The following is a 20,743-nucleotide window of genomic DNA, read 5'->3' on the forward strand; positions in this document are numbered from 1 at the left end:
CGCTCGAGCGGATCGAGAACGGCGACCGTGACCTCGCCGGACTCGCCGCGGACCTGGGATTCTCGGATCAGGCGCACATGACCAGGACCATCGGGGCCCACCTCGGCGAGACACCCACCGCGCTGCGAACACTGTTGTCGGCCTGAACGACCCTCGACTTCTGTCGGTGGTCGATGCGAACATATGTTCGTGTCCGATTCGCCGCGCCCGCGCATCTCGAGTGGCGCCGAGGCGACCATCCTGCACGCCGACCTCGATGCGTTCTACGCCTCGGTGGAGCAGCGGGACGACCCCGGCCTGCGGGGTCGTCCGGTGATCGTCGGCGGCGGCGTCGTGCTGGCCGCGAGCTACGAGGCGAAGGCGTACGGGGTGCGCACGGCCAGCAGCGGTGCGCAGGCGCTGCGCCTGTGCCCGCACGCCGTCGTGGTGCGCCCACGAATGTCGGCGTACGCGGCCGCGAGCAAGGCGGTGTTCGAAGTCTTCGGCCGGACGACGCCCCTGGTCGAGGGACTGTCGATCGACGAGGCCTTCCTCGACGTCGCCGGTCTCCGCAAGATCGCTGGCGCGCCGGTCGACATCGCGGCGCGTCTGCGCCGGGACGTACGCGAGCAGGTGGGTCTGCCGATCACGGTCGGGATCGCGAGAACGAAGTTTCTCGCGAAGGTCGCCAGCGCGGTGGGCAAACCCGACGGACTGCTGCACGTGCCGCCGGACCGCGAGATCGAGTTCCTCCATCCGCTGCCGGTCGAAAGGCTGTGGGGTGTCGGCGCGGTGACGTCGGTCAAGCTCCGAGACGCCGGGATCGCCACCGTCGGCCAGCTCGCCCACCATCCCGAAGAGCTGCTCGTGTCCATCGTCGGACCCGCGGCGGGCCACCACCTCCACGCGCTCGCCTGGGCACGCGACCCGCGTCCCGTGCAGGTGGGGCGCAGGCGGAGATCCGTCGGCGCGCAGGACGCTCTGGGGCGCAGACCGAAGTCGAGGGAGGATGTGGACGCCGCTCTGGTGACGTTGGTGGACCGGGTGGCCGGCCGATTGCGCCGCGGCGAGCGGGTCGGGCGCACGGTGGTGCTCCGGCTGCGGTTCGACGACTTCACCCGGGTGACGCGTTCGCACACACTCGCGCAGCCGTCGGCTCAGACGCAGACGATCCTCACGACGGCCCGCGGCCTGCTGAACAACGCGATGCCGATGATCGAACGCAAGGGCATCACCCTCGTGGGAATCGCGGTGGCCAACCTCGAGGACGACTGCCCGCAACAGCTGGCGCTGCCGTTCGACCCGTACACGAGTAGTTCACTCGACAGCACGCTCGACAGTCTCCGCGACCGCTTCGGCTCCTCGGCCGTCACCCGCGCCGTGCTGCTGGGCCGGGATCAGGGTGTGACGGTGCCGATCCTGCCGGATTAGGCCGGCAGGATCGGCCACCGATCAGCTCGCGTCGAACTTTCGGGCCGCCAGCGACCGGACGATCCCGGCGCGGCCCTCGACCACCAGGCGGCGCAGGGCGGGCGGGTGGTCGCCGGCCAGGAATTCGTCGGCTGCCGCCACGGATTCCTCGCTGATCGACCACGACGGGTACAGACCCACGACGACGGTCTGCGCGACCTCGCTCGAACGCCGCTCCCACACCCCGGGAATGTCCGCGAAGTAGCGGGCCACGTACGGTGCGAGGATCTCGGACTGGCCGTGACCGGCGAATCCGCCGATGATCGAGCGGGCGGTGATGTTCGGCACGGAATCGTCGCCGACCACCCGGTTCCAGGCCTGTTCCTTCACCGCGGCCTGCGGGCGGACGGTGGCTGCGGCGGCGGCGTTGCGGGCACCTGCCGCGGTGGGGTCGCGTTCGGCTTCGGCGTCGATGAACGGCGTCTCGACGCCCTCGGCGTCGATCTCACCGGCCCCGGCGAGTGCGGTGACGAGACGCCAGCGCAGGTCCGTGTCGACGACGAGCCCCGGAAGCCCGACCGTCTCGGGTGCGGCGTCGAGCAGTTCCTGCAGCACCTCGGTGTGCCACGCCGACAGCTGCGCCCCCGCCAGCGCGTTGACGAACGCCAGCTGGTGGTCCGAACCCGGCTCGGCTTCCCGCGCCAGTTCGAGGAGCCGGTTCGCGAAGTCCGGCCAGCCGTGTTCCTTGGCCCACTCGGGTTCGGCGTAGCTGTGCAGCGCGGTCTGGGCCTGCATCAGCAGTCGCTGGACGACGCCGACCTCGGTTTCGGCGCCGACGCCGCGCTGCACGAGGGCGACGAAGTCCCGCGCCTTGAGTTCGGCCTGACGCGTCATCTCCCAGGCCGCCGACCACACCAGCGTGCGGGGGAGGGGCTCGTCGATGTCGCCGATGCGGTCGATGGCGGTGGCGAGCGAGTCGGGATCGAGCCGCAGCGAGCAGTACGTGAGGTCGTCGTCGTTGACGAGGATCAGCTGACCGCGTTCGACACCGACGAGTTCGGCGACGTCGGTGCGTTCGGTGGCGTCGAGGTCGAGTTCCACCCGCTTCGTGCGCACGAGCTTGCCGTCCCGGTCGTCGTACACGCCGACGGCGATACGGTGCACCCGTCGCTCACCGGCACCCGGTGCGGCGCCGGACTGCAGGACGGCGAACCGCGTGAACTTGCCGTCCGCGTCGACGTCGAATTCGGGGCGCAGGATGTTGAGCCCGGTGGTCTTGAGCCACTGGGCTCCCCAGTCGGACAGGTCGCGGCCCGACGACTTCTCGAGTGCGCCGAGGAGGTCGTCGAACGTGGCGTTGTCGAAGGCGTGGTCGCGGAAGTAGTCCCGCAGGCCGGACAGGAAGGGGTCGAGCCCGACATACGCGACGAGCTGCTTGAGGACCGAGGCGCCCTTCGCGTACGTGATGCCGTCGAAATTCACCTCGACCGCGGCGAGGTCGGGGATGTCGGCGGCGATGGGGTGGGTGGAGGGCAGCTGATCCTGCCGGTACGCCCAGGACTTCTCGACGTTGGCGAACGTGGTCCACGCGTTGGTGTATTCGGTGGCCTCGCTCTGGCAGAGCACGGAGGCGAACGTCGCGAAGGACTCGTTGAGCCACAGGTCGTCCCACCAGCGCATGGTGACGAGGTCGCCGAACCACATGTGCGCCATCTCGTGCAGGACGGTCTCGGCGCGCCGCTCGTACGACGCCCGCGTCACCTTGGACCGGAAGACGTAGTCCTCGAGGAACGTCACGGCGCCGGCGTTCTCCATTGCGCCCGCGTTGAATTCGGGGACGAACAGCTGGTCGTACTTCCCGAACGCGTAGGGGGTGCCGAAATTGCGGTGGTAGAACTGGAAGCCCTGCTTGGTTTCCGTGAACAGGCGCTCGGAGTCCATGTGCTTCCCGAGGGAGGCGCGGCAGTAGATCGCGAGCGGGATGTCGCCGTGCTCGTCGGAGTAGTTGTCGGTCCACTCCGCGTACGGGCCGGCGATGAGCGCGACGAGGTAGGTGCTCATCTTCGGTGTGGTGCGGAAGATGTGGCGGCCGGCGTCCGGCGCCACCGTCTCGACGGTCGCGGAGTTGGAGATCACCTTCCAGTCGGCGGGGGACGTGACGTGCACGTCGAACGTCGCCTTCAGGTCGGGCTGGTCGAAGCAGGCGAACATGCGCTTGGCGTCGGCGGTCTCGAACTGCGAGTACAGGTACACCGCGTCGTCGGTCGGGTCCACGAAGCGGTGTAGCCCTTCACCGGTGTGCGAGTACGCGCAGTCGGCCTCGACCACCAGTTCGTTGCGTTCCGCGAGATCGGTGAGTGTGATGCCGGTGGACTCGTCGTAGTTCGACACGTCGACGGGGGAGCCGTTCAGCGTGGCCGAATGCACACGGGCCGCGACGATGTCGACGAACGTGGACGCGCCGGGGGTGGCCCCGAACGTGACGGTGGTGCGAGAGGAGAACGTCTCGACTCCGGGCTGACCTGTCCCGTCGGTGAGGTCGAGTTCGATCAGATAGTTGTCGACGGTCAGCAGTCCGGCTCGTTCGGCTGCCTGTTCGCGGGTCAGGTTCGGTGGGGCCACAGAGGTCTCCTCGTGATCGGCGGCGGTGCTCGTACTCGATGCTGCCATCCCATCACGAGTGGGCCGGGGGTGTTAACCGGACAGGTCGGCCAACGGCACCCCGGGGTCGGCCAGGCGGTCGGGATCGACCGGGGCGGACGACGACACCAGTTTCTTGATCTGATCGGTGACATCCCAGATGTTGACGTTCATGCCGGCGAGGACGTGGTTGTCCGCGTCGAGCCAGAAGGCCACGAACTCGCGTGCGGCGAAATCGCCGCGCACGACCACCCGGTCGTACGAATCGTGCGGGGCGTACCCCACATACTCCATGCCCAGATCGAACTGGTCGGTGAAGAAGTACGGCAGGTTCCCGTATTCCGCCTCGTGCCCGAGCATGGTGGCGGCGGCCACGGCCGGCTGGTTGAGCGCGTTCGCCCAGTGCTCGACCCGGATGCGGGTGCCGAGCTGCGGATGCTGTTGCGCGGCGATGTCGCCCACCGCGACGACGTCTGGGTCGCTGGTCTGCAACCCGGCGTCGACGAGAACGCCGCCGTCGACGTCGAGTCCGGCCCGCTCCGCGATCTCGATGTTGGGTGCCGCACCGACGGCGACGAGGACCGCGTCGGCGGGCAGGACGGTGCCGTCGCCCAACCGAACCCCGGTGGCCTTGCCGTCTTCGACGACGATCTCCTCGACCGTCGCGCCGAGGTGCAGTTGAACGCCGTGCTCGCGGTGGAGTTCGGCGAAGACCGAGCCGATCTCGGGGCCGAGGGAGCCGAGCAGGGGAACTTCGGCGGCTTCCACCACCGTCACGTCGGCGCCCTTCTCCCGCGCGGAGGCACCCACCTCGAGGCCGATCCAGCCGGCGCCGATCACCACGAGTCGTCGGCCACCGGCGACCGCCTCGATGAGCTTGTCCGATTCGTCGATGGTGCGGAGGTAGTGGACGCCCTCGGCGTCGGACCCGGAGATCGGTGGGCGGCGCGAGCGCGAACCAGTGGCGAGGGCGAGCTTGTCGTATCCCAGCGTGGAACCGTCCGGCAGCGTCACGGTGTGGGCGGCGAGGTCGAGGGCGGTGGCGGTGGTGCCGAGCCGCAGGTCCACGTGATGGTCGCGGTACCAGTCGCCGTGGTGGACGGTGAAGTCGCCGAGTGCCTTCTTGCCTGCGAAGTGTTCCTTCGACAGCGGAGGTCGCTCGTAGGGAAGATGTTCCTCCTCCGACAGGAGGATGATCGATCCGTCGAAATCCTTGTCACGCAATGCTTCTGCCGTTTTCGCTCCGGCGAGGCCGCCGCCGACGACGACGAACGTGCGAGTGGAGGACATGTGAGGATGCTCCCTTCCGGTCGACCACTTTCGACCCTACTGCCGCGAGCGGGGTCTCCGGGAAGGATTCCCGGAGGGGAGGTGTTGACTGGACGGGAATGTGTACATCACCGAGAAGGAGCATCACGTGAGTGCTGGGACTAACGCCGGGACCGCCAAGGACGTCGCTGATTTCTGGTTCGACCCACTGTGCCCGTGGTGCTGGATCACCTCGCGATGGATCCTCGAGGCCACGCAGGTGCGCGACCTGGAGGCGAACTTCCACGTGATGAGCCTGGCCGTCCTCAACGAGGGCCGGGATCTGCCGGAGGAATACAGCGAGCTCATGACCAAGGCGTGGGGCCCGGTGCGGGTGCTGATCGCGGCCGCGCAGAAGCACGGCGACGAGATCCTGCTGCCGCTGTACACGGCGATGGGCACGCTCATCCACAACGACGGCAACAAGGACTTCGGCGACGTGATCGTCAAGTCGCTCGCCGAGGTCGGGCTCCCGGCCGAACTGGCCGAGGCCGCCGAATCGGAGGAGTTCGACGCCGCACTGCGCGAGAGTCACGCCGCAGGCATGGACGCCGTCGGACCGGACGTGGGAACCCCGACCATCCACGTCAACGGTGTCGCGTTCTTCGGCCCGGTCCTGTCGCGGATTCCCCGCGGCGAGGACGCGGGCAAGGTGTGGGACGGTGCGGTCGCGCTGGCCGGCTACCCGCACTTCTTCGAACTCAAGCGCACCCGGACCGAGGACCCCCAGTTCGACTGAGCCCCGTCCCGGGCACGGTCACCGAGTGACGGGCCCGGCCGGGTCGGCCGCGTACTGCAGTTGCTGCGGATCGCGGTAGATCTGGCCGGGTTTCACGAACAGGTGACCGTGCCGGGTCCTGTTCCGCAGGGCGGCGGCGCGCCAGGTCAGCACCGGATGTCCCGACAGCAGATTCACGAACCACGGAAAGAACCCGCGTTCGGTGGTGGCCCGGTCGGCGAGTTCGTCGAAGCCGACGATGCTGACGAGGTATTTGCCCGCGCCGAGAACGCCCATCGCGCCGCGGGCGCCCTGGGGCCGCACACAGTAGCCGTGATTGTCTGCGGTGTATTCCATCGATCGGAACAGCGCCGACCCGACGACGGGAATGTAGTTGGCGGCGAACTGTCCCAGTTGTCGCCAGTAAGAGGCGTGACCGGCCGCGATGTGACCGACCTCGTGGCCGATGATGAAGGCGAGGGCGTCGGGCTCGCGGGCCTCGCCGCCGATCTCGAACAGATCGCTGTACACCACGACGAAGCGGCGGAAACCGTGTCCGGATGCGAACGCGTTGATCCGGCCGTTCCCGAGCACGACGTACGCGTCGGGCGGTTCGGTCATCCCGAACCGCGCAGCCGCCTCGGCCACCATCCGATACCCGTCGGGGAACTGGGTGGGCGTCATCTTGATCCCGTTCACCTGCTGCGAGCCGTAGAGCTGGCCGCGGCCGACGGCGATGAGGATCGGTGCGATCAGCACGATGAGCACCCAGGTGGACACCACGCCGAGGAAGAGTGCCGCGATCGCCGCGACGTAGGCGACCACGGTGAGAACGATCGCCGCCACGAGCAGCGGGATCTCCCACGAGTGCCGGGCGGGCCTGTCGTGCGGCATGAGGCCCGGCAACGGGACCGGAGGATTCCATCCCGTCCCGCCACTCCACTGGTGCTGCGCGGGGGCCTGCCGATGTCCCGGATACGCCTGTCCCCAGTTCTGTCCGTTGTCGGGATACATGCTGATCACGATAAGCGTCCCGGGCCCCTGACACGATTCGCGAGGACGCCTGACAGAATCACCAGTCATGCGCGTATACCTGGGTGCCGACCATGCCGGATTCGAACGTAAGAACGAGATCATCGAACACCTGAAGGCCGCGGGCCACGAGACCGTCGACTGCGGCGCTCATGTCTACGACGCCCTCGACGACTACCCCGCCTTCTGCATCGAGACGGCTCGTCGTGTCGTCGCCGACGAGGGCAGCCTCGGCATCGTGCTGGGCGGCAGCGGCAACGGTGAGCAGATCGCCGCGAACAAGGTGAAGGGTGCGCGATGTGCCCTGGCGTGGAGCGTCGAGACCGCGCAGCTGGCCCGCCAGCACAACAACGCTCAGCTGATCGGCCTCGGCGGCCGCATGCACTCCCTCGAGGAGTCCCTCGCGATCGTGGACGCGTTCCTCGCCGCCGAGTGGTCGAACGAGGAGCGCCACCAGCGCCGCATCGACATCCTGTCCGAGTTCGAGAAGACCGGCGTCGCCCCGGCCCTGCCCGAGGCCTGATCGTCCTTGCCCGAAGGTCACACCCTGCACCGGCTGGCCCGGCTGCACCAACGCCGGTTCGCCGGTGCGCCGGTGCGGGTGCTGAGCCCGCAGGGCAGATTCGCCGAGGACGCAGCCCTCGTCGACGGCCGCGTCCTCGTCAAGTCCGAGGCCTGGGGTAAACACCTGTGGCATCACTACGAGTCCGGACTGGTCGTGCACGTCCATCTGGGACTGTACGGAGCATTCACGGAATCGGCCGTTCCGATGGAACCGCCGGTCGGGCAGGTCAGGATGCGGATGGTCGGCGCCGAATTCGGCACCGACCTCCGCGGTCCGACGGCCTGTGAGGTTCTCCATCCGCCGCAGGTCGCCGCCATCGAGGCGCGGCTGGGACCGGATCCGCTGCGGAAGGACGCCGATCCCGACAAGGCGTGGAAACGCATCTCGGCGTCGAAGACCCCGGTCGGGGCACTGCTGATGGATCAGGCCGTGATCGCGGGCATCGGCAACGTGTACCGGGCGGAGGTCCTGTTCCGGCACGGCATCAACCCCGACCGGCCCGGCCGCGCGCTGTCCCGTGACGAGTGGGACGCGCTGTGGGCCGACCTCGTCGCCCTGATGAAGGTCGGGGTCCGCCGCGGCAAGATGCACGTCGTCCGTCCCGAGGACGATCACGGCGATCCGGCGTATGCGAAGGATCGTCCCCGGACGTACGTCTACCGGCGGGCGGGATCACCGTGCCGGATCTGCGGCACCCCGGTGGCCCACTCGGTCATGAAGGGCCGCAACCTCTTCTGGTGCCCGAGTTGCCAGCCCTCCTGACGGCCGGCTAGAAGTCGAACCCACCACCGAAGTCGAACCCGCCGCCGTCTCCGCCGCCACCGAAGTCGAATCCGCCGCCGTCGCCACCGGCGTCCCCGCCCATGTCGCCGCCGCCGTCCGCGCCTGCGTCACCGCCGTCGCCACCGCCGTCTGCGCCCGCGTCACCGGTGTCCTGGGACGCGTCGCCCGCTCCGCTCTCGAAGCCCTGCGCGTCGTACCCCACTCCGGCCATCCCGGAGAACATCGCCGAGAACAGGAACATCGAGCCCAGGCCCCACGCGCCTGCGACGAGAGCGGGCTTCCACCACGGCTCCGAGTACCAGCCGGCCGGAACCGGGCGTCCCGCGACGCGGCCACCGGGGTAGTAGTTCGGTGTCTTCGACGACGGGTTCGGCGACGCCGCGACCTGCCGCCCCTCGAACTCGACCTCACGGTCCTCGGTGACCGCGCCCGCTGACTTCTGGCCGTCGATGGACGGAATCTCCGGGCCGGGGTCCATGCCCATGGCCGTGCGGGCGGCGCGGATGTAGTAGAGACCCTCGAGTGCCGTCTGCTTGGCGAGACGCGCCTGGACGGGCGTCGTGGCCTGATCGATCTGGGAGCCGGCGGCGGTGTAGCGCTCGGATGCGTCGGCGAGTGCCTGCTGGGAGGCGGTGTCGGATCCGGTGAGGCTGTACACCTGTCCGCCGAGCCGTTCGATGGCCTGGCGCGCGTCTGCCTTGGCGTCCTCGAGCTGGTTCGCGGTCTGCCCGGCGCGGTTGCTGCGGCTCCTCACCACCAGGAAGGCGACCGCCGCCACGATCACGAGAATGAGTAGCAGTTCCACGGTGGGCCTCCGGAGTCTTCGCGGACCGCCGGCTGCGGAGCTGCAACATCCACGAGTAGGGGACAAATCGGACATCTCCCAGAGTACTGACCGAAATCGTGGTTACGCGCTCGGCGAACGGGGGAGTGGTCCGGCGGAGGGCGAGTGGGGCCGCGCCCACCGTCCATGTGACGCATGTCATAGCGGATGCGGTCTCTGCGGCCGCCCTCGAACATGAAAAAAGGAGCGTTCCCTGGGGTGGGAACGCTCCTGTGTGGAGGGGATGACGGGAATCGAACCCGCGTAATCAGTTTGGAAGACTGAGGCTCTACCATTGAGCTACATCCCCGTGCATACGACTACCTGGGATCGCCATGCATGTCGTCTGCGATGAGTGACTGTACCCAACCTCGCTTTGGATTTCATAATCGGGGGGCCGTAGGATTCTTCCTCGGGTCCTCGCGAGGTTGGCGAGAGCCGGCTTCGACCGGGGTGTAGCGCAGCTTGGTAGCGCATCCGCTTTGGGAGCGGAGGGTCGCAGGTTCAAATCCTGTCACCCCGACCAGAACCACAGGGCAGGTAACTGCCGCACAGAAAAGCACGACCACACGAAGGAGCCAGTCCGTGAAGAGCACCGTCGAGCAGCTCAGCCCGACGCGAGTCCGTATCAACGTTGAGGTGCCCTTCGAGGAGCTCAAGCCTGATTTCGACAAGGCCTACAAGGCCCTCGCGCAACAGATCCGTCTCCCCGGCTTCCGTCCGGGCAAGGCACCGGCCAAGTTGCTCGAAGCCCGTGTCGGTCGTGGCGCAGTCCTGGAGCAGGTCGTCAACGACGCACTCCCGTCCCGCTACTCCGAGGCCGTCACCAGCGCCTCGGTGAAGGCGATCGGTCAGCCCGAGATCGAGATCACGAAGATCGAGGACGGCGAGCTCCTCGAGTTCACCGCCGAGGTCGACGTCCGTCCCGAGATCACGCTGCCCGACTACAGCGAGCTGAGCGTCACCGTCGATCCGATCGAGATCACCGACGAGGCCGTCGAGGAGCAGCTCCTGTCGCTGCGTCAGCGCTTCGGCACCCTCACCGGTGTCGAGCGTGCGGTCGAGGACGGAGACTTCATCTCCATCGACCTGTCGGCGACCGTCGACGGTGAGGCCGTTCCCGAGGCCACCGCGAGCGGTCTGTCGCACGAGGTCGGTTCGGGTCAGCTCATCGAGGGCCTCGACGAGGCCGTCGTCGGCGTCAAGGCCGGCGAGTCCAAGGAGTTCACCTCGACGCTCGTCGCCGGTGACCACGCGGGCAAGGAAGCTGTCGTCACCGTCACCGTCGGTACCGTCAAGGAGCGCGAGCTGCCTGCCGAGGACGACGAGTTCGCTCAGCTGGCAAGCGAGTTCGACACCCTCGACGAGCTGAAGGCCGACCTGCGTGAGCGCGTCGGACGCGTCCGCAAGGTCGAGCAGGCCGGTCAGATCCGCGACAAGGTCCTCGAGACCCTGCTCGAGACCGTCGAGGTCCCGCTGCCCGAGGCCGTCGTCAAGGCCGAGGTCGACGCTGCACTGCACGACGCCGTGCACGGTCTCGACCACGACGAGGAAGCGCTGAACAAGCTCCTCGAGGAGCAGGGCACGAGCCGCGAAGAGTTCGACAAGGACGCCAAGGAGAGCGCCGAGCGCTCGGTGAAGACCCAGCTGCTGCTGGACGCCATCGCCGACGCCTCCGACGTCACCGTCGGCCAGGACGAGCTCACCGAGCGCATCCTGTTCCAGGCGCAGCGCTACGGCATGGCCCCCGAGCAGTTCATCCAGCAGATCCAGCAGGCCGGCCAGCTCGGCGCCGTCTTCGCGGACGTGCGTCGCGGCAAGGCTCTCGCCGGTGTCGTCGAGCAGGCCACCGTCACCGACACCTCGGGTGCCGCTGTCGACACCGCCGAACTGTTCGGCAACGGTGAGGCCGACGCCGAGGAGGCTGCGTCCACGGACGAGGCTGCGTCGGATTCCGCCGAGGGCGAAGACCAGAAGTAATGCTGGTCGCGGGATGTTTCTCTCGCGTTCGGCTGTGAGTTGTTTTCCGCTTTGAGCGAAGTAGGGCGGCACCGGGACTCCGGTGCCGCCCTCCTTCGTTAGTGTCTGTGTCAGCAATCAACGATTTACGGAGAAGGCAGGTACCGTGACTTCCAATCACCTGGAGACTTTGCAGAGTCCCGCCATGACTTCAGCCACCGCTGGGTTGAACCTCAGCGACTCGGTGTACGAACGCCTGCTGCGCGAGCGCATCATCTTCCTCGGTACCCAGGTCGACGACGACATCGCGAACAAGCTGTGCGCTCAGATCCTGCTGCTGTCGGCAGAGGATCCCAGCCGGGACATCTCCCTCTACATCAACTCGCCCGGCGGTTCGGTCAGCGCCGGCATGGCGATCTTCGACACGATGCAGTTCGCCGAGTGCGACGTCGCGACGTTCGGAATGGGTCTGGCCGCGTCGATGGGTCAGTTCCTGCTCTCCGCCGGGGCCAAGGGCAAGCGGTACGCGCTCCCGCACGCGCGGATCATGATGCACCAGCCGTCCGCCGGAATCGGTGGTACCGCCAGTGACATCGCGATCATGGCCGAGCAGTTCGCGCACACCAAGCGCGAAATGGCCGAGCTGATCGCCGAGCACACCGGTCAGACGGTCGAGCAGATCACCGCCGATTCGGATCGTGACCGCTGGTTCACCGCACAGCAGGCTCTCGAATACGGTTTCGTCGACCACGTCGTCTCCCGCGCGGCGCAGGCGGGCGGGACGGGGCTGTAGCGGCCCGGCTTCCTCACTGACCGCTCCCACACATCCTTTGGAGAACTGATGACCAACCTGTTCGATCCCCGCAGCCTGGGAGGCCAGGCGCCCGCAGGCCCCGAGTCTCGCTACATCCTGCCGTCGTTCATCGAGCACTCGAGCTACGGCGTCAAGGAGTCCAACCCGTACAACAAGCTGTTCGAGGAACGCATCATCTTCCTCGGCGTGCAGGTGGACGACGCGTCGGCCAATGACGTGATGGCTCAGCTGCTCGTTCTCGAGTCGCTGGACCCCGATCGCGACATCACCATGTACATCAACTCGCCGGGTGGCTCGTTCACCTCGCTGATGGCGATCTACGACACCATGCAGTACGTCCGCGCCGACATCACGACGGTGTGCCTCGGCCAGGCGGCCTCGGCTGCCGCGGTGCTGCTGGCGGCCGGTAGCCCCGGCAAGCGTCTCGCCCTGCCGAACGCTCGTGTCCTCATCCATCAGCCCGCCACCGGCGGCATCCAGGGTCAGGTCTCCGACCTCGAGATCCAGGCTGCCGAGATCGAGCGGATGCGTCGCCTGATGGAGACCACCCTCGCGAAGCACACAGGCAAGGATGCCGACGTGATCCGCAAGGACACCGATCGCGACAAGATCCTCACGGCCGCCGAGGCCAAGGAATACGGAATCATCGACGACGTGCTCGAGTACCGCAAACTCAGCGCCCAGAAGTGATTTCCTGCCGCCCCGGCTCGGGCGACACGCCGTTACGGCGCGGTTGCCGCGAGCCGGGTGCGGGATCGGCAAGGCTGGCTTTCCCGGAAGATCGGTGCGCGAATCACCGACAACCAGTCGACCTCGCTCGCGATCTGCGGGTACGGTCACATAACGGGCTTTCGTTTTCGGTCGGTGCGCGCACGGCGTGGGATCGGTTCGATGGTTGCACGTAGACGAAGGAAGTAGGGACCTGACGAGATGGCACGCATCGGTGACGGCGGGGATCTGCTCAAGTGCTCTTTCTGCGGTAAGAGCCAGAAGCAGGTCAAGAAGCTCATTGCTGGGCCTGGGGTGTACATCTGCGACGAGTGCATCGACCTGTGCAACGAGATCATCGAAGAGGAGCTGGCCGAGTCCAGCGAGGTGAAGCTCGACGAGCTGCCGAAGCCGGCCGAGATCCGGGATTTCCTCGAGAATTACGTGATCGGCCAGGATGCCGCCAAGCGGACTCTCGCCGTTGCGGTCTACAACCACTACAAGCGCATCCAGGCCGGTGACAAGGGTCGTGATGCGCGCGGCGAGACGGTCGAGCTGGCGAAGTCGAACATTCTCATGCTCGGTCCCACGGGCTGCGGCAAGACGTATCTGGCTCAGACGCTGGCGAAGATGCTCAACGTCCCGTTCGCGATCGCCGATGCGACGGCGCTCACCGAAGCCGGCTATGTCGGTGAGGATGTCGAGAACATCCTCCTCAAGCTGATCCAGGCCGCCGACTACGACGTCAAGCGCGCCGAGACCGGCATCATCTACATCGACGAGGTCGACAAGATCGCCCGCAAGAGCGAGAACCCGTCGATCACGCGGGACGTGTCCGGTGAGGGTGTGCAGCAGGCTCTGCTGAAGATCCTCGAGGGCACGCAGGCCAGCGTGCCGCCGCAGGGCGGTCGCAAGCACCCGCATCAGGAGTTCATCCAGATCGACACGACGAACGTCCTGTTCATCGTGGCGGGCGCGTTCGCCGGCCTCGAGCGGATCGTGTCCGATCGCGTGGGTAAGCGCGGCATCGGTTTCGGCGCCGAGGTGCGGTCGAAGGCGGAGATCGACACGCAGGACCACTTCGCAGAGGTCATGCCGGAAGACCTGATCAAGTTCGGGCTGATCCCCGAGTTCATCGGTCGTCTGCCGGTCGTGGCGTCGGTGACGAACCTGGACAAGGAATCGCTCGTCCAGATCCTGTCCGAGCCGAAGAACGCGCTGGTCAAGCAGTACAACCGGTTGTTCGACATGGACGGCGTGGAGTTGGAGTTCACCACGGACGCGCTCGAGGCCATCGCCGACCAGGCGATCCTCCGCGGCACCGGTGCTCGTGGACTCCGCGCGATCATGGAGGAAGTCCTCCTGCCGGTCATGTACGACATCCCGAGCCGTGACGACGTCGAGAAGGTCGTGGTCAGCGCCGAGACGGTCAACGACAACGTGCTTCCGACCATCGTTCCGCGCAAGCCGGAGCGGGGAGAACGCCGAGACAAGTCCGCCTAGGCGGGAGCGCGCTGTATCCTGGGTGCGAACTAACTCACTAGTTCGTACAAATGGAGGTAATGCGCGCGATGACCGCTCCCGGACCGATCTTTGTTCTCAACGGCCCCAACCTGAACCTGCTGGGGCAGCGGCAGCCCGAGGTGTACGGGCGGGAGACGCTCGACGACGTCGTGGAGTTGTGCCGCACGGCTGCCGCGAAGGCTGGACGTGAGATCGTCGCGCGGCAGTCCAATCACGAGGGCCACCTGATCGACTGGGTGCACGAGGCCCGGACCACGGCGTCGGGCGTCGTGATCAACCCCGGCGGTTTCACGCACACGTCGGTGGCGCTGCGCGACGCCCTGGTGACGCTCGAGGTGCCGCTCGTCGAGGTGCACATCAGCAACGTGCACGCCCGCGAGGAATTCCGGCACCACTCGTACGTGTCCGGGGTCGCGACCGGTGTGATCGCCGGACTCGGAATCCTCGGCTATGCGCTGGCCGTCGACTTCATCTGCAACAAGGGCTGACGCCGCCATGGGACGACAGGTTCGTACGAGCGTTGCCACGGTATCCCTGAGCGGATCGCTGGAGGAGAAGGTCACCGCGATCGCGGCGGCCGGGTTCGACGGATTCGAGGTGTTCGAACCCGATTTCGTGAGCTCGCCGTGGTCGCCGCGTGAGCTGGCTTCCCGCGCAGCGGATCTCGGACTCACCCTCGATCTGTATCAGCCGTTCCGCGATCTGGACTCCGTGGACGACACGACGTTCGCGCGCAACCTGATCCGAGCCGAGCGCAAGTTCGACATCATGGAGCAGCTCGGCTGCGACACCCTGCTGGTGTGCTCGTCGCCGTTGCCCGAGGCGGTGCGGGACGACGCTCGCCTGACCGAGCAACTCCACACTCTCGCCGAGCGCGCACACAGCCGGGGACTCCGCATCGCCTACGAGGCGCTGGCCTGGGGCACGCACGTCAACACGTACCGGCACGCGTGGAAGATCGTGCAGGACGCAGACCATCCTGCCCTCGGTACCTGCCTCGACAGCTTCCACATCCTCTCCCGCGGCGACGACCCGTCCGGCATCCGCGACATCCCGGGGGAGAAGATCTTCTTCCTCCAACTCGCCGACGCGCCCCGCATGTCGATGGACATCCTGCAGTGGAGCCGGCACCACCGGAACTTCCCGGGGCAGGGCAACTTCGATCTCGCGACGTTCGGCGCGCACGTCCAGGCCGCTGGATACACCGGACCGTGGTCGCTCGAGATCTTCAACGACACGTTCCGGCAGTCGTCCACGGGGCGCACGGCCGCCGACGCGCACCGCTCGCTGCTGTACCTCCAGGAGGAGGTCGCACGCGTGCAGGCCGAGCGCGGTGAGGACACCGGTCGCGGCCTGACGCTGTTCGAGCCGCCGCCGCGCGCACCCCTCGAAGGCATCGTGTCGCTCCGGCTCGCGGCCGGTCCGGGCAAGGATTCCGACCTTCGGCAGGCGCTGCAGCACATCGGATTCCGTCTGGTGGGCCGGCACCGCAGCCACGACCTCCAGTTGTGGCGGCACGGCCGGATGACCATCGTGGTCGATGCGACCGCGGGCACGGTGTGGACCGCTCCGGGTCTGCCTGCGCACCTGCCGGTGCTCACCCAGATCGGTATCCGGTCGAGCGATCCCGACGCGTGGGGTGAGCGCGCCGCAGCGCTCGAGGTCCCGGTGCACGAGGTCCTGTTGCCCGGTGTCGACACTGCACCCGAATCGGATGTGGTGCGTCTCAAGATCACCGACGCGACGTCGCTGGATCTGCGCGGCCCGGGCAGCGCCGCGTCGTGGCAGTCGGCGTTCGATCTGTATCCGACGGAGTCGCGCTGGCAGGATGAGGTGCCCGTCTTCACCGGTGTCGATCACGTGGCGCTCGCCGTGCCGTCCGACAACTGGGACGGCATCATGCTGCTGCTCCGTTCGGTGTTCGCGATGGCGCCGCACGAGGGCCTCGATGTCACCGACGCGGTCGGAATGATGCGCAGTCAGGCGCTGACGATGGATCAGACGGGTGCCGTCGGCGTCGACCGTCCGCTGCGCATCTCCCTGAACATGGTTCCGGGTGCGGTGTCGGGCAACTCCCACATCGCCGCGGCTCGGCGCGGCGGCATCAGTCACGTCGCGTTCTCGTGCACGGACATTTTCACCGCCGCCGCGACCATGCAGTCCAACGGGTTCGAGCCCCTCGTGATTTCGCCGAACTACTACGACGACCTCGAGGCCCGCTTCGGGCTCTCCCGCGAACTCCTGGACCGGATGAGCGGGTCGGGCATCATGTACGACCGTGATGCGCACGGCGAGTTCTTCCATCTGTTCACCCAGACGGTGGGCGCCGACCTGTTCTTCGAGGTGGTGCAACGCGTCGGCGGTTACGAGGGATACGGGGACGCGAACTCCGCGATGCGTTTGGCGGCCCAGTTGCGGGCGGCTGGCTGAGCGGTCGAGTCGAAGGTCACGGAGCCCGCGGTCACGACCGCGGGCTCCGTGACTTCGGACACTTTTGGAGCGTGACCACTGTCGTCGATGTGGGCCCACGGGGTGCATGTGACTGATGAGGTCGAGTAATCCAGTTCGAGACCTTGACCCCGTCCGAGTGTGTCAACGCGACGCGCAGGATTCAGCCCGATCCGTACTAACCTGTGTCGAAACCGTGACCGTTTCGTTATCGATCACGCACTCGACAGAGGAATGTGGTTTTGGCTCTACACCCGAACACCGTCCCGCAAGCCCGGCGCACCCGGCGCCTCCGTTCGACGAAGACCTCCCGTAGACGGCTGGTCGCGACCTCGCTGGCAGCCGCTGCACTGCTCGCATCCGGGGGGATCGCCTCCGCGGCCACCGGTGAGGTAGCGCAGGCGTCGACCGAGACGGGCATGTCTCTCTCGACGCCGCCCCAGTTCCTACAGGTCACGCGCCCGGTACCCGTCGACTACGCCGAGCAACTCCAGCGCGCCGCCCAGCGTGAGGTCGAGCGGCTGGCGTTCGAGAAGGCCGAGGTCGAGCGGCTGGCTCGCGAGGCCGCCGAACAGGCCGCGCGTCAGGCTGCGGCCGAGGAAGCGGCGCGTCGACCCGCCGTGCTGGTCCCGGCCGTCGGCACCTTCACCTCAGGCTTCGGCCCGCGGTGGGGCACGAACCACAACGGGATCGACATCGCGAACTCCATCGGCACCCCGATCAAGGCTGTCACCAACGGCACCGTGATCGAGAGCGGTCCGGCGTCGGGATTCGGGTTGTGGGTCCGCATCCAGCAGGACGACGGCACCACCGGCGTGTATGGCCACATCGACACTTCACTGGTGTCGGTCGGGCAGCAGGTCCGGGCCGGCGACCAGATCGCCACCATGGGCAACCGGGGTCAGTCGACCGGACCGCACCTGCACTACGAGGTGTGGGCGGTCAACGGAACCAAGATCGATCCGGCGGGCTGGTTCCAATCGCGCGGCGTCCCCGTCCCCCAGGGGCAGGGCTAGGCGCGGGCGAGTCGCCGATCCACGCCGTCACGGCTGGTTGTACGGGGTGACCACCCGGATGGGTGACGCCGCGGTCGCGACTCCACCGAGCGCGCCCCGGGCCTGCAGCAGCATGCGGCACGCCAGATGGGCGTCGGCCCGGAGGTCGTGGTGCAGCACCGCGGAGAGCGTGCCCGCGCGCAGCAGCCGCGTGTTGTCCTCGTCGAGGTCGTGGGCGATGAACACGCGGCAGGCGCGGCCGGTGCGTTCGAATGCGCGGGTGGTGGCCACGTTGCCGCCGCCGATCGAGTAGACGGCCGCGATGTCCGGGTTCTGTTCGAGGGCCCGGAGGACGAGGCTCTCGATGGTCGCGTCCAGCCCGTCGCTCTCGGCGATGTCGATCACCGCACGGTCGGTGCCGAAACTTCGCAGTGCGGCGCGGAACCCCATCTCCCGTTCCTCCTCGCCCCGGAAGGCGTTGCTGCTCAGCGTGATCAGGACGGTGGACGACACCTCGCCGAGCCACTGGTCGACGAGATAGGCGGCGGTCGCCCCCGCGGCCCGGTTGTCGATCCCGACGTAGCCGGCCCGCGAGCTGCCCGGCACGTCGGTGGCATAGGTGACCACCGGGATCCCCGCCGCAGTGAGCCGGTCGATGGCCTCGACGACCTCGACGGAGTCGGGCGCCTTGACGATCACGCCCTGCGTGCCGCGGGCCCCGATCCGATCAAGGGTCTCGACCATCGCGGGTGTGGAGCCGGTTTCCCGGAAATGGAACCGTGAGCGCACGACGGCGGGAGCGAGAGCGGGCAGTTCCGCCTCCACGGCCGCGCGGAACGCGGTGGTGAAGCGCTCGGGTGACTGCATGACGACGTCGACGAGGAACTTGCGCCCACTCAGCTTGAGCTGAGTGCGTTGTTTGTCGAGATCGCGGATCGCCTGCTGCACTTCCGCTCTCGTCGATTCCCGTACTCCGGGGCGTTCGTGGAGCACGCGGTCGACGGTCGCCTCGCTCAATCCCGACTGCTGGGCGATCTCACGGACCTTGTAGCGGTGCTTCACGGCCGGCTCCTGAGGTGAAAATGATGGATTTCTGCTGTTGTTCGGCGCTCACATCACAGCAAGACTATCCCCATGACCATCACGACTCCTCCGCCGACCGGCCGGCGTGAGTGGATCCGCGACTCCGACTCCGACTGTGACCTCGACTCGTTTCGCGCGTCCATTGACCGCTCGACGAACCTCGCCGACTACCCGTTCGCTCACTCCGTGGAACGGAACGTCCTGCTGTACCGCAGTGACTCGCTGATGCCCCACCTCGACGACGCGCAGTCCCGCCGCGCCGTGCAGACCGAACTCGTGCGCGCGCTCACCGACGGACCCGGAATCGTGGTGTTCCAGAACGCCTTCAGCGATCTCGCGGTGGTGGATCGCGCCACGGAACAATTCGATCTCCTCATCGCGCAGCAGCACGTGTCGGGTGGCGTGGTGGGTGACCACTTCGGCAAGGCGGGCGCCAACGACCGCATCTGGAACGCCGCGCAGAAGCTGGCTCTCGGCGCCCCGGAGGTGTTCGCCGAGTACTACTCCAACGACATTCTCGCGCTGATCTGCCAGAGCTGGCTGGGGCCGCTGTATCAGGTGACGTCGCAGGTCAACGTGGTCAACCCCGGCAGTGCCGCGCAGGTGCCGCATCGGGACTACCACCTCGGCATCGTGCCCCGGGACGAGCTGACCGAGTATCCGGCGCACCTGCACCGGATGTCGGCCACCTTGACACTGCAGGGCGCGGTGGCGCACTGCGACATGCCCGTCGAGAGCGGACCCACCCTGTATCTGCCGTACTCGCACCTGTTCGAGGCGGGCTACCTGGCGTTCTCCCGGCCGGAGTTCGTCGAGTTCTTCCGCGACAGTCACGTTCAGCTGCCGCTGCGGAAAGGCGACGCGGTGTTCTTCAACCCGGCGCTCTACCACGGTGCAGGCCACAACCGTTCGGACGCGATCCGGCGGACGGCCAATCTGCTGCAGATCTCGTCGCCGTTCGGCCGGGCGATGGAGGTGCTGGACCGGGAGGCGATGGCGAACGCCGTATATCCGGCCCTGCTGGCACGGCAGAGTGCCGGAGCGAGCGAGCGCACCCTTCGCAATGCCGTCGTCGCGACGGCCGAGTGCTACCCGTTCCCCACCAACCTCGACCACGATCAGCCGGTGCACAGTCTCGCGCCGGCCACTCAGGTGGACACGGTGTGGGAAGCATTGCGGGCAAACGCCGATCCGGCGGTGCTCGCCGAGCGTCTGGCCGAGCAGACCACCCGGCGGCGGCCGTGAGCGGGATTGTCGACACGGCCACACTGTCACTACAACAGCACCGTCCGGTGCGATGGGATGAAACACGACGATGACGATTCGACTTGCAGGCGCACCGATTTCGTGGGGAGTGTGTGAGGTGGAAGGCTGGGGCCACCAGCTCGGCCCCGACCGGGTGCTCACCGAAATGCGTGACGCCGGCCTCGCTGCCACCGAACTCGGTCCGGACGGATTCCTCCCCTCGGAGCCGCACGAGCTGACGAACACTCTCGCCCGTTACGACCTGACTGCGGTCGGGGGCTTCGTCCCGGTACTGCTCCACGATCCGGATCACGACGCGGTCGCTGCTGTCGGCGGGGCGATCGACTCACTCCTCGCGTCGAGGTCGGAGGTGATGGTCCTGGCGGCGGTGACGGGAGCCATCGGTTACGATTCGCGACCGGAACTCGACGACTCGGGATGGAAGACGTTGTTGCGCAACCTGGACCGCGTGTCGTCGGCCGCTGCCGACCGGGGGCTCCGGGCGGTGATCCACCCCCACGTGGGGACGATGATCGAGAACCGCGCCGAGGTGGACCGCATCCTGGACGGCTCGTCGATCCCGCTGTGCCTGGACACCGGACACCTGCTGATCGGCGGCACCGACCCCCTCGACCTCGTCACCACGGCCCCCGAGCGGATCGCGCACGCGCACCTGAAGGACGTCGATGCGGCGCTTCTCGGGCGGGTC

18 protein-coding genes and 2 tRNA genes are annotated in these 20,743 nt (G+C 67.5%); 14 read left to right on the top strand and 6 right to left on the bottom strand.

Annotated features, from left to right (window positions below; all coding sequences use genetic code 11):
* The first annotated feature begins 183 nt into the window (after positions 1-183).
* A complete protein-coding gene (gene dinB, locus G9373_RS39875; protein WP_167120497.1) occupies positions 184-1,410 on the top strand; it encodes a DNA polymerase IV in 1,227 nt (408 codons plus the stop codon).
* Between the two features lie 21 nt (positions 1,411-1,431).
* Here dinB and pepN read toward each other — a convergent pair whose 3' ends face one another.
* Positions 1,432-4,011, bottom strand: coding sequence for an aminopeptidase N (pepN, locus tag G9373_RS39880; protein ID WP_167120499.1), 2,580 nt, complete (start codon positions 4,009-4,011; stop codon positions 1,432-1,434).
* 72 nt (positions 4,012-4,083) lie between these two features.
* Positions 4,084-5,319 carry an FAD-dependent oxidoreductase gene (locus G9373_RS39885; RefSeq protein WP_007296612.1) on the bottom strand — a complete coding sequence of 412 codons (1,236 nt, stop codon included), beginning with the start codon at positions 5,317-5,319 and terminating at the stop codon, positions 4,084-4,086.
* Positions 5,320-5,446: 127 nt separating this feature from the next.
* On the opposite strand from G9373_RS39885, the gene G9373_RS39890 reads away from it, so the two are divergent.
* Positions 5,447-6,076 carry a DsbA family protein gene (locus G9373_RS39890; RefSeq protein WP_037207372.1) on the top strand — a complete coding sequence of 210 codons (630 nt, stop codon included), beginning with the start codon at positions 5,447-5,449 and terminating at the stop codon, positions 6,074-6,076.
* Positions 6,077-6,094: 18 nt separating this feature from the next.
* Here the strand turns inward: G9373_RS39890 and G9373_RS39895 are convergent, their stop codons facing one another.
* Complete coding sequence (locus G9373_RS39895; RefSeq protein WP_005570670.1) at positions 6,095-7,078, bottom strand: M48 family metallopeptidase; 984 nt, start codon at positions 7,076-7,078, stop codon at positions 6,095-6,097.
* Between the two features lie 58 nt (positions 7,079-7,136).
* Here G9373_RS39895 and G9373_RS39900 point away from each other — a divergent pair, with 58 nt between their 5' ends.
* Both G9373_RS39900 and G9373_RS39905 read left to right on the top strand, forming a co-directional pair.
* A complete protein-coding gene (locus tag G9373_RS39900; RefSeq protein WP_005248193.1) occupies positions 7,137-7,610 on the top strand; it encodes a ribose-5-phosphate isomerase in 474 nt (157 codons plus the stop codon).
* A 6-nt stretch (positions 7,611-7,616) separates the two neighbouring features.
* Positions 7,617-8,414, top strand: coding sequence for a DNA-formamidopyrimidine glycosylase family protein (locus tag G9373_RS39905; protein WP_005570671.1), 798 nt, complete (start codon positions 7,617-7,619; stop codon positions 8,412-8,414).
* A gap of 7 nt (positions 8,415-8,421) precedes the next feature.
* On the opposite strand, the gene G9373_RS39910 is transcribed toward G9373_RS39905, so the two are convergent.
* Together G9373_RS39910 and G9373_RS39915 are read right to left on the bottom strand one after the other, a co-directional pair.
* Positions 8,422-9,240: a hypothetical protein gene (locus G9373_RS39910; RefSeq protein WP_007296615.1), complete on the bottom strand. Its 819-nt coding sequence runs from the start codon at positions 9,238-9,240 to the stop codon at positions 8,422-8,424.
* A gap of 254 nt (positions 9,241-9,494) precedes the next feature.
* Positions 9,495-9,568: transfer RNA gene (locus G9373_RS39915), tRNA-Gly, on the bottom strand.
* A gap of 139 nt (positions 9,569-9,707) precedes the next feature.
* Between G9373_RS39915 and G9373_RS39920 the strand changes: the two genes are divergently transcribed.
* From G9373_RS39920 to G9373_RS39955, 8 genes are all read left to right on the top strand, one after another.
* Positions 9,708-9,784 (top strand) — tRNA-Pro (locus G9373_RS39920).
* Between the two features lie 59 nt (positions 9,785-9,843).
* Positions 9,844-11,238, top strand: coding sequence for a trigger factor (tig, locus tag G9373_RS39925; protein WP_005264332.1), 1,395 nt, complete (start codon positions 9,844-9,846; stop codon positions 11,236-11,238).
* A gap of 184 nt (positions 11,239-11,422) precedes the next feature.
* The gene (locus G9373_RS39930; protein ID WP_005264333.1) at positions 11,423-12,010 is read left to right on the top strand and encodes an ATP-dependent Clp protease proteolytic subunit; all 588 of its coding nucleotides are present in this window, start codon (positions 11,423-11,425) and stop codon (positions 12,008-12,010) included.
* A 48-nt stretch (positions 12,011-12,058) separates the two neighbouring features.
* On the top strand, positions 12,059-12,721 hold the full coding sequence (locus tag G9373_RS39935) for an ATP-dependent Clp protease proteolytic subunit (RefSeq protein WP_005264334.1): 663 nt from the start codon (positions 12,059-12,061) through the stop codon (positions 12,719-12,721).
* A gap of 240 nt (positions 12,722-12,961) precedes the next feature.
* A complete protein-coding gene (gene clpX, locus G9373_RS39940; protein ID WP_005248181.1) occupies positions 12,962-14,242 on the top strand; it encodes an ATP-dependent Clp protease ATP-binding subunit ClpX in 1,281 nt (426 codons plus the stop codon).
* 68 nt (positions 14,243-14,310) lie between these two features.
* Complete coding sequence (gene aroQ / locus G9373_RS39945; protein ID WP_005248177.1) at positions 14,311-14,751, top strand: type II 3-dehydroquinate dehydratase; 441 nt, start codon at positions 14,311-14,313, stop codon at positions 14,749-14,751.
* A gap of 7 nt (positions 14,752-14,758) precedes the next feature.
* Entirely contained in the window at positions 14,759-16,693 is a 1,935-nt protein-coding gene (locus G9373_RS39950) for a sugar phosphate isomerase/epimerase and 4-hydroxyphenylpyruvate domain-containing protein (RefSeq protein ID WP_054246324.1), read from the top strand.
* A 260-nt stretch (positions 16,694-16,953) separates the two neighbouring features.
* Positions 16,954-17,727, top strand: a complete 774-nt coding sequence (locus tag G9373_RS39955; RefSeq protein WP_005570674.1) for a M23 family metallopeptidase — start codon at positions 16,954-16,956, stop codon at positions 17,725-17,727.
* Positions 17,728-17,754: 27 nt separating this feature from the next.
* Here the strand turns inward: G9373_RS39955 and G9373_RS39960 are convergent, their stop codons facing one another.
* Positions 17,755-18,768: a LacI family DNA-binding transcriptional regulator gene (locus tag G9373_RS39960; RefSeq protein ID WP_005570675.1), complete on the bottom strand. Its 1,014-nt coding sequence runs from the start codon at positions 18,766-18,768 to the stop codon at positions 17,755-17,757.
* A gap of 72 nt (positions 18,769-18,840) precedes the next feature.
* On the opposite strand from G9373_RS39960, the gene G9373_RS39965 reads away from it, so the two are divergent.
* Positions 18,841-20,034: a phytanoyl-CoA dioxygenase family protein gene (locus G9373_RS39965; protein WP_054246323.1), complete on the top strand. Its 1,194-nt coding sequence runs from the start codon at positions 18,841-18,843 to the stop codon at positions 20,032-20,034.
* 70 nt (positions 20,035-20,104) lie between these two features.
* A partial coding sequence (locus tag G9373_RS39970) for a sugar phosphate isomerase/epimerase (RefSeq protein WP_167120501.1) occupies positions 20,105-20,743 on the top strand: 639 nt, incomplete at its 3' end.

It is taken from the genome of Rhodococcus sp. A14 (assembly GCF_011603105.1).
In the GTDB taxonomy this organism is placed as follows: domain Bacteria; phylum Actinomycetota; class Actinomycetes; order Mycobacteriales; family Mycobacteriaceae; genus Rhodococcus_F; species Rhodococcus_F opacus.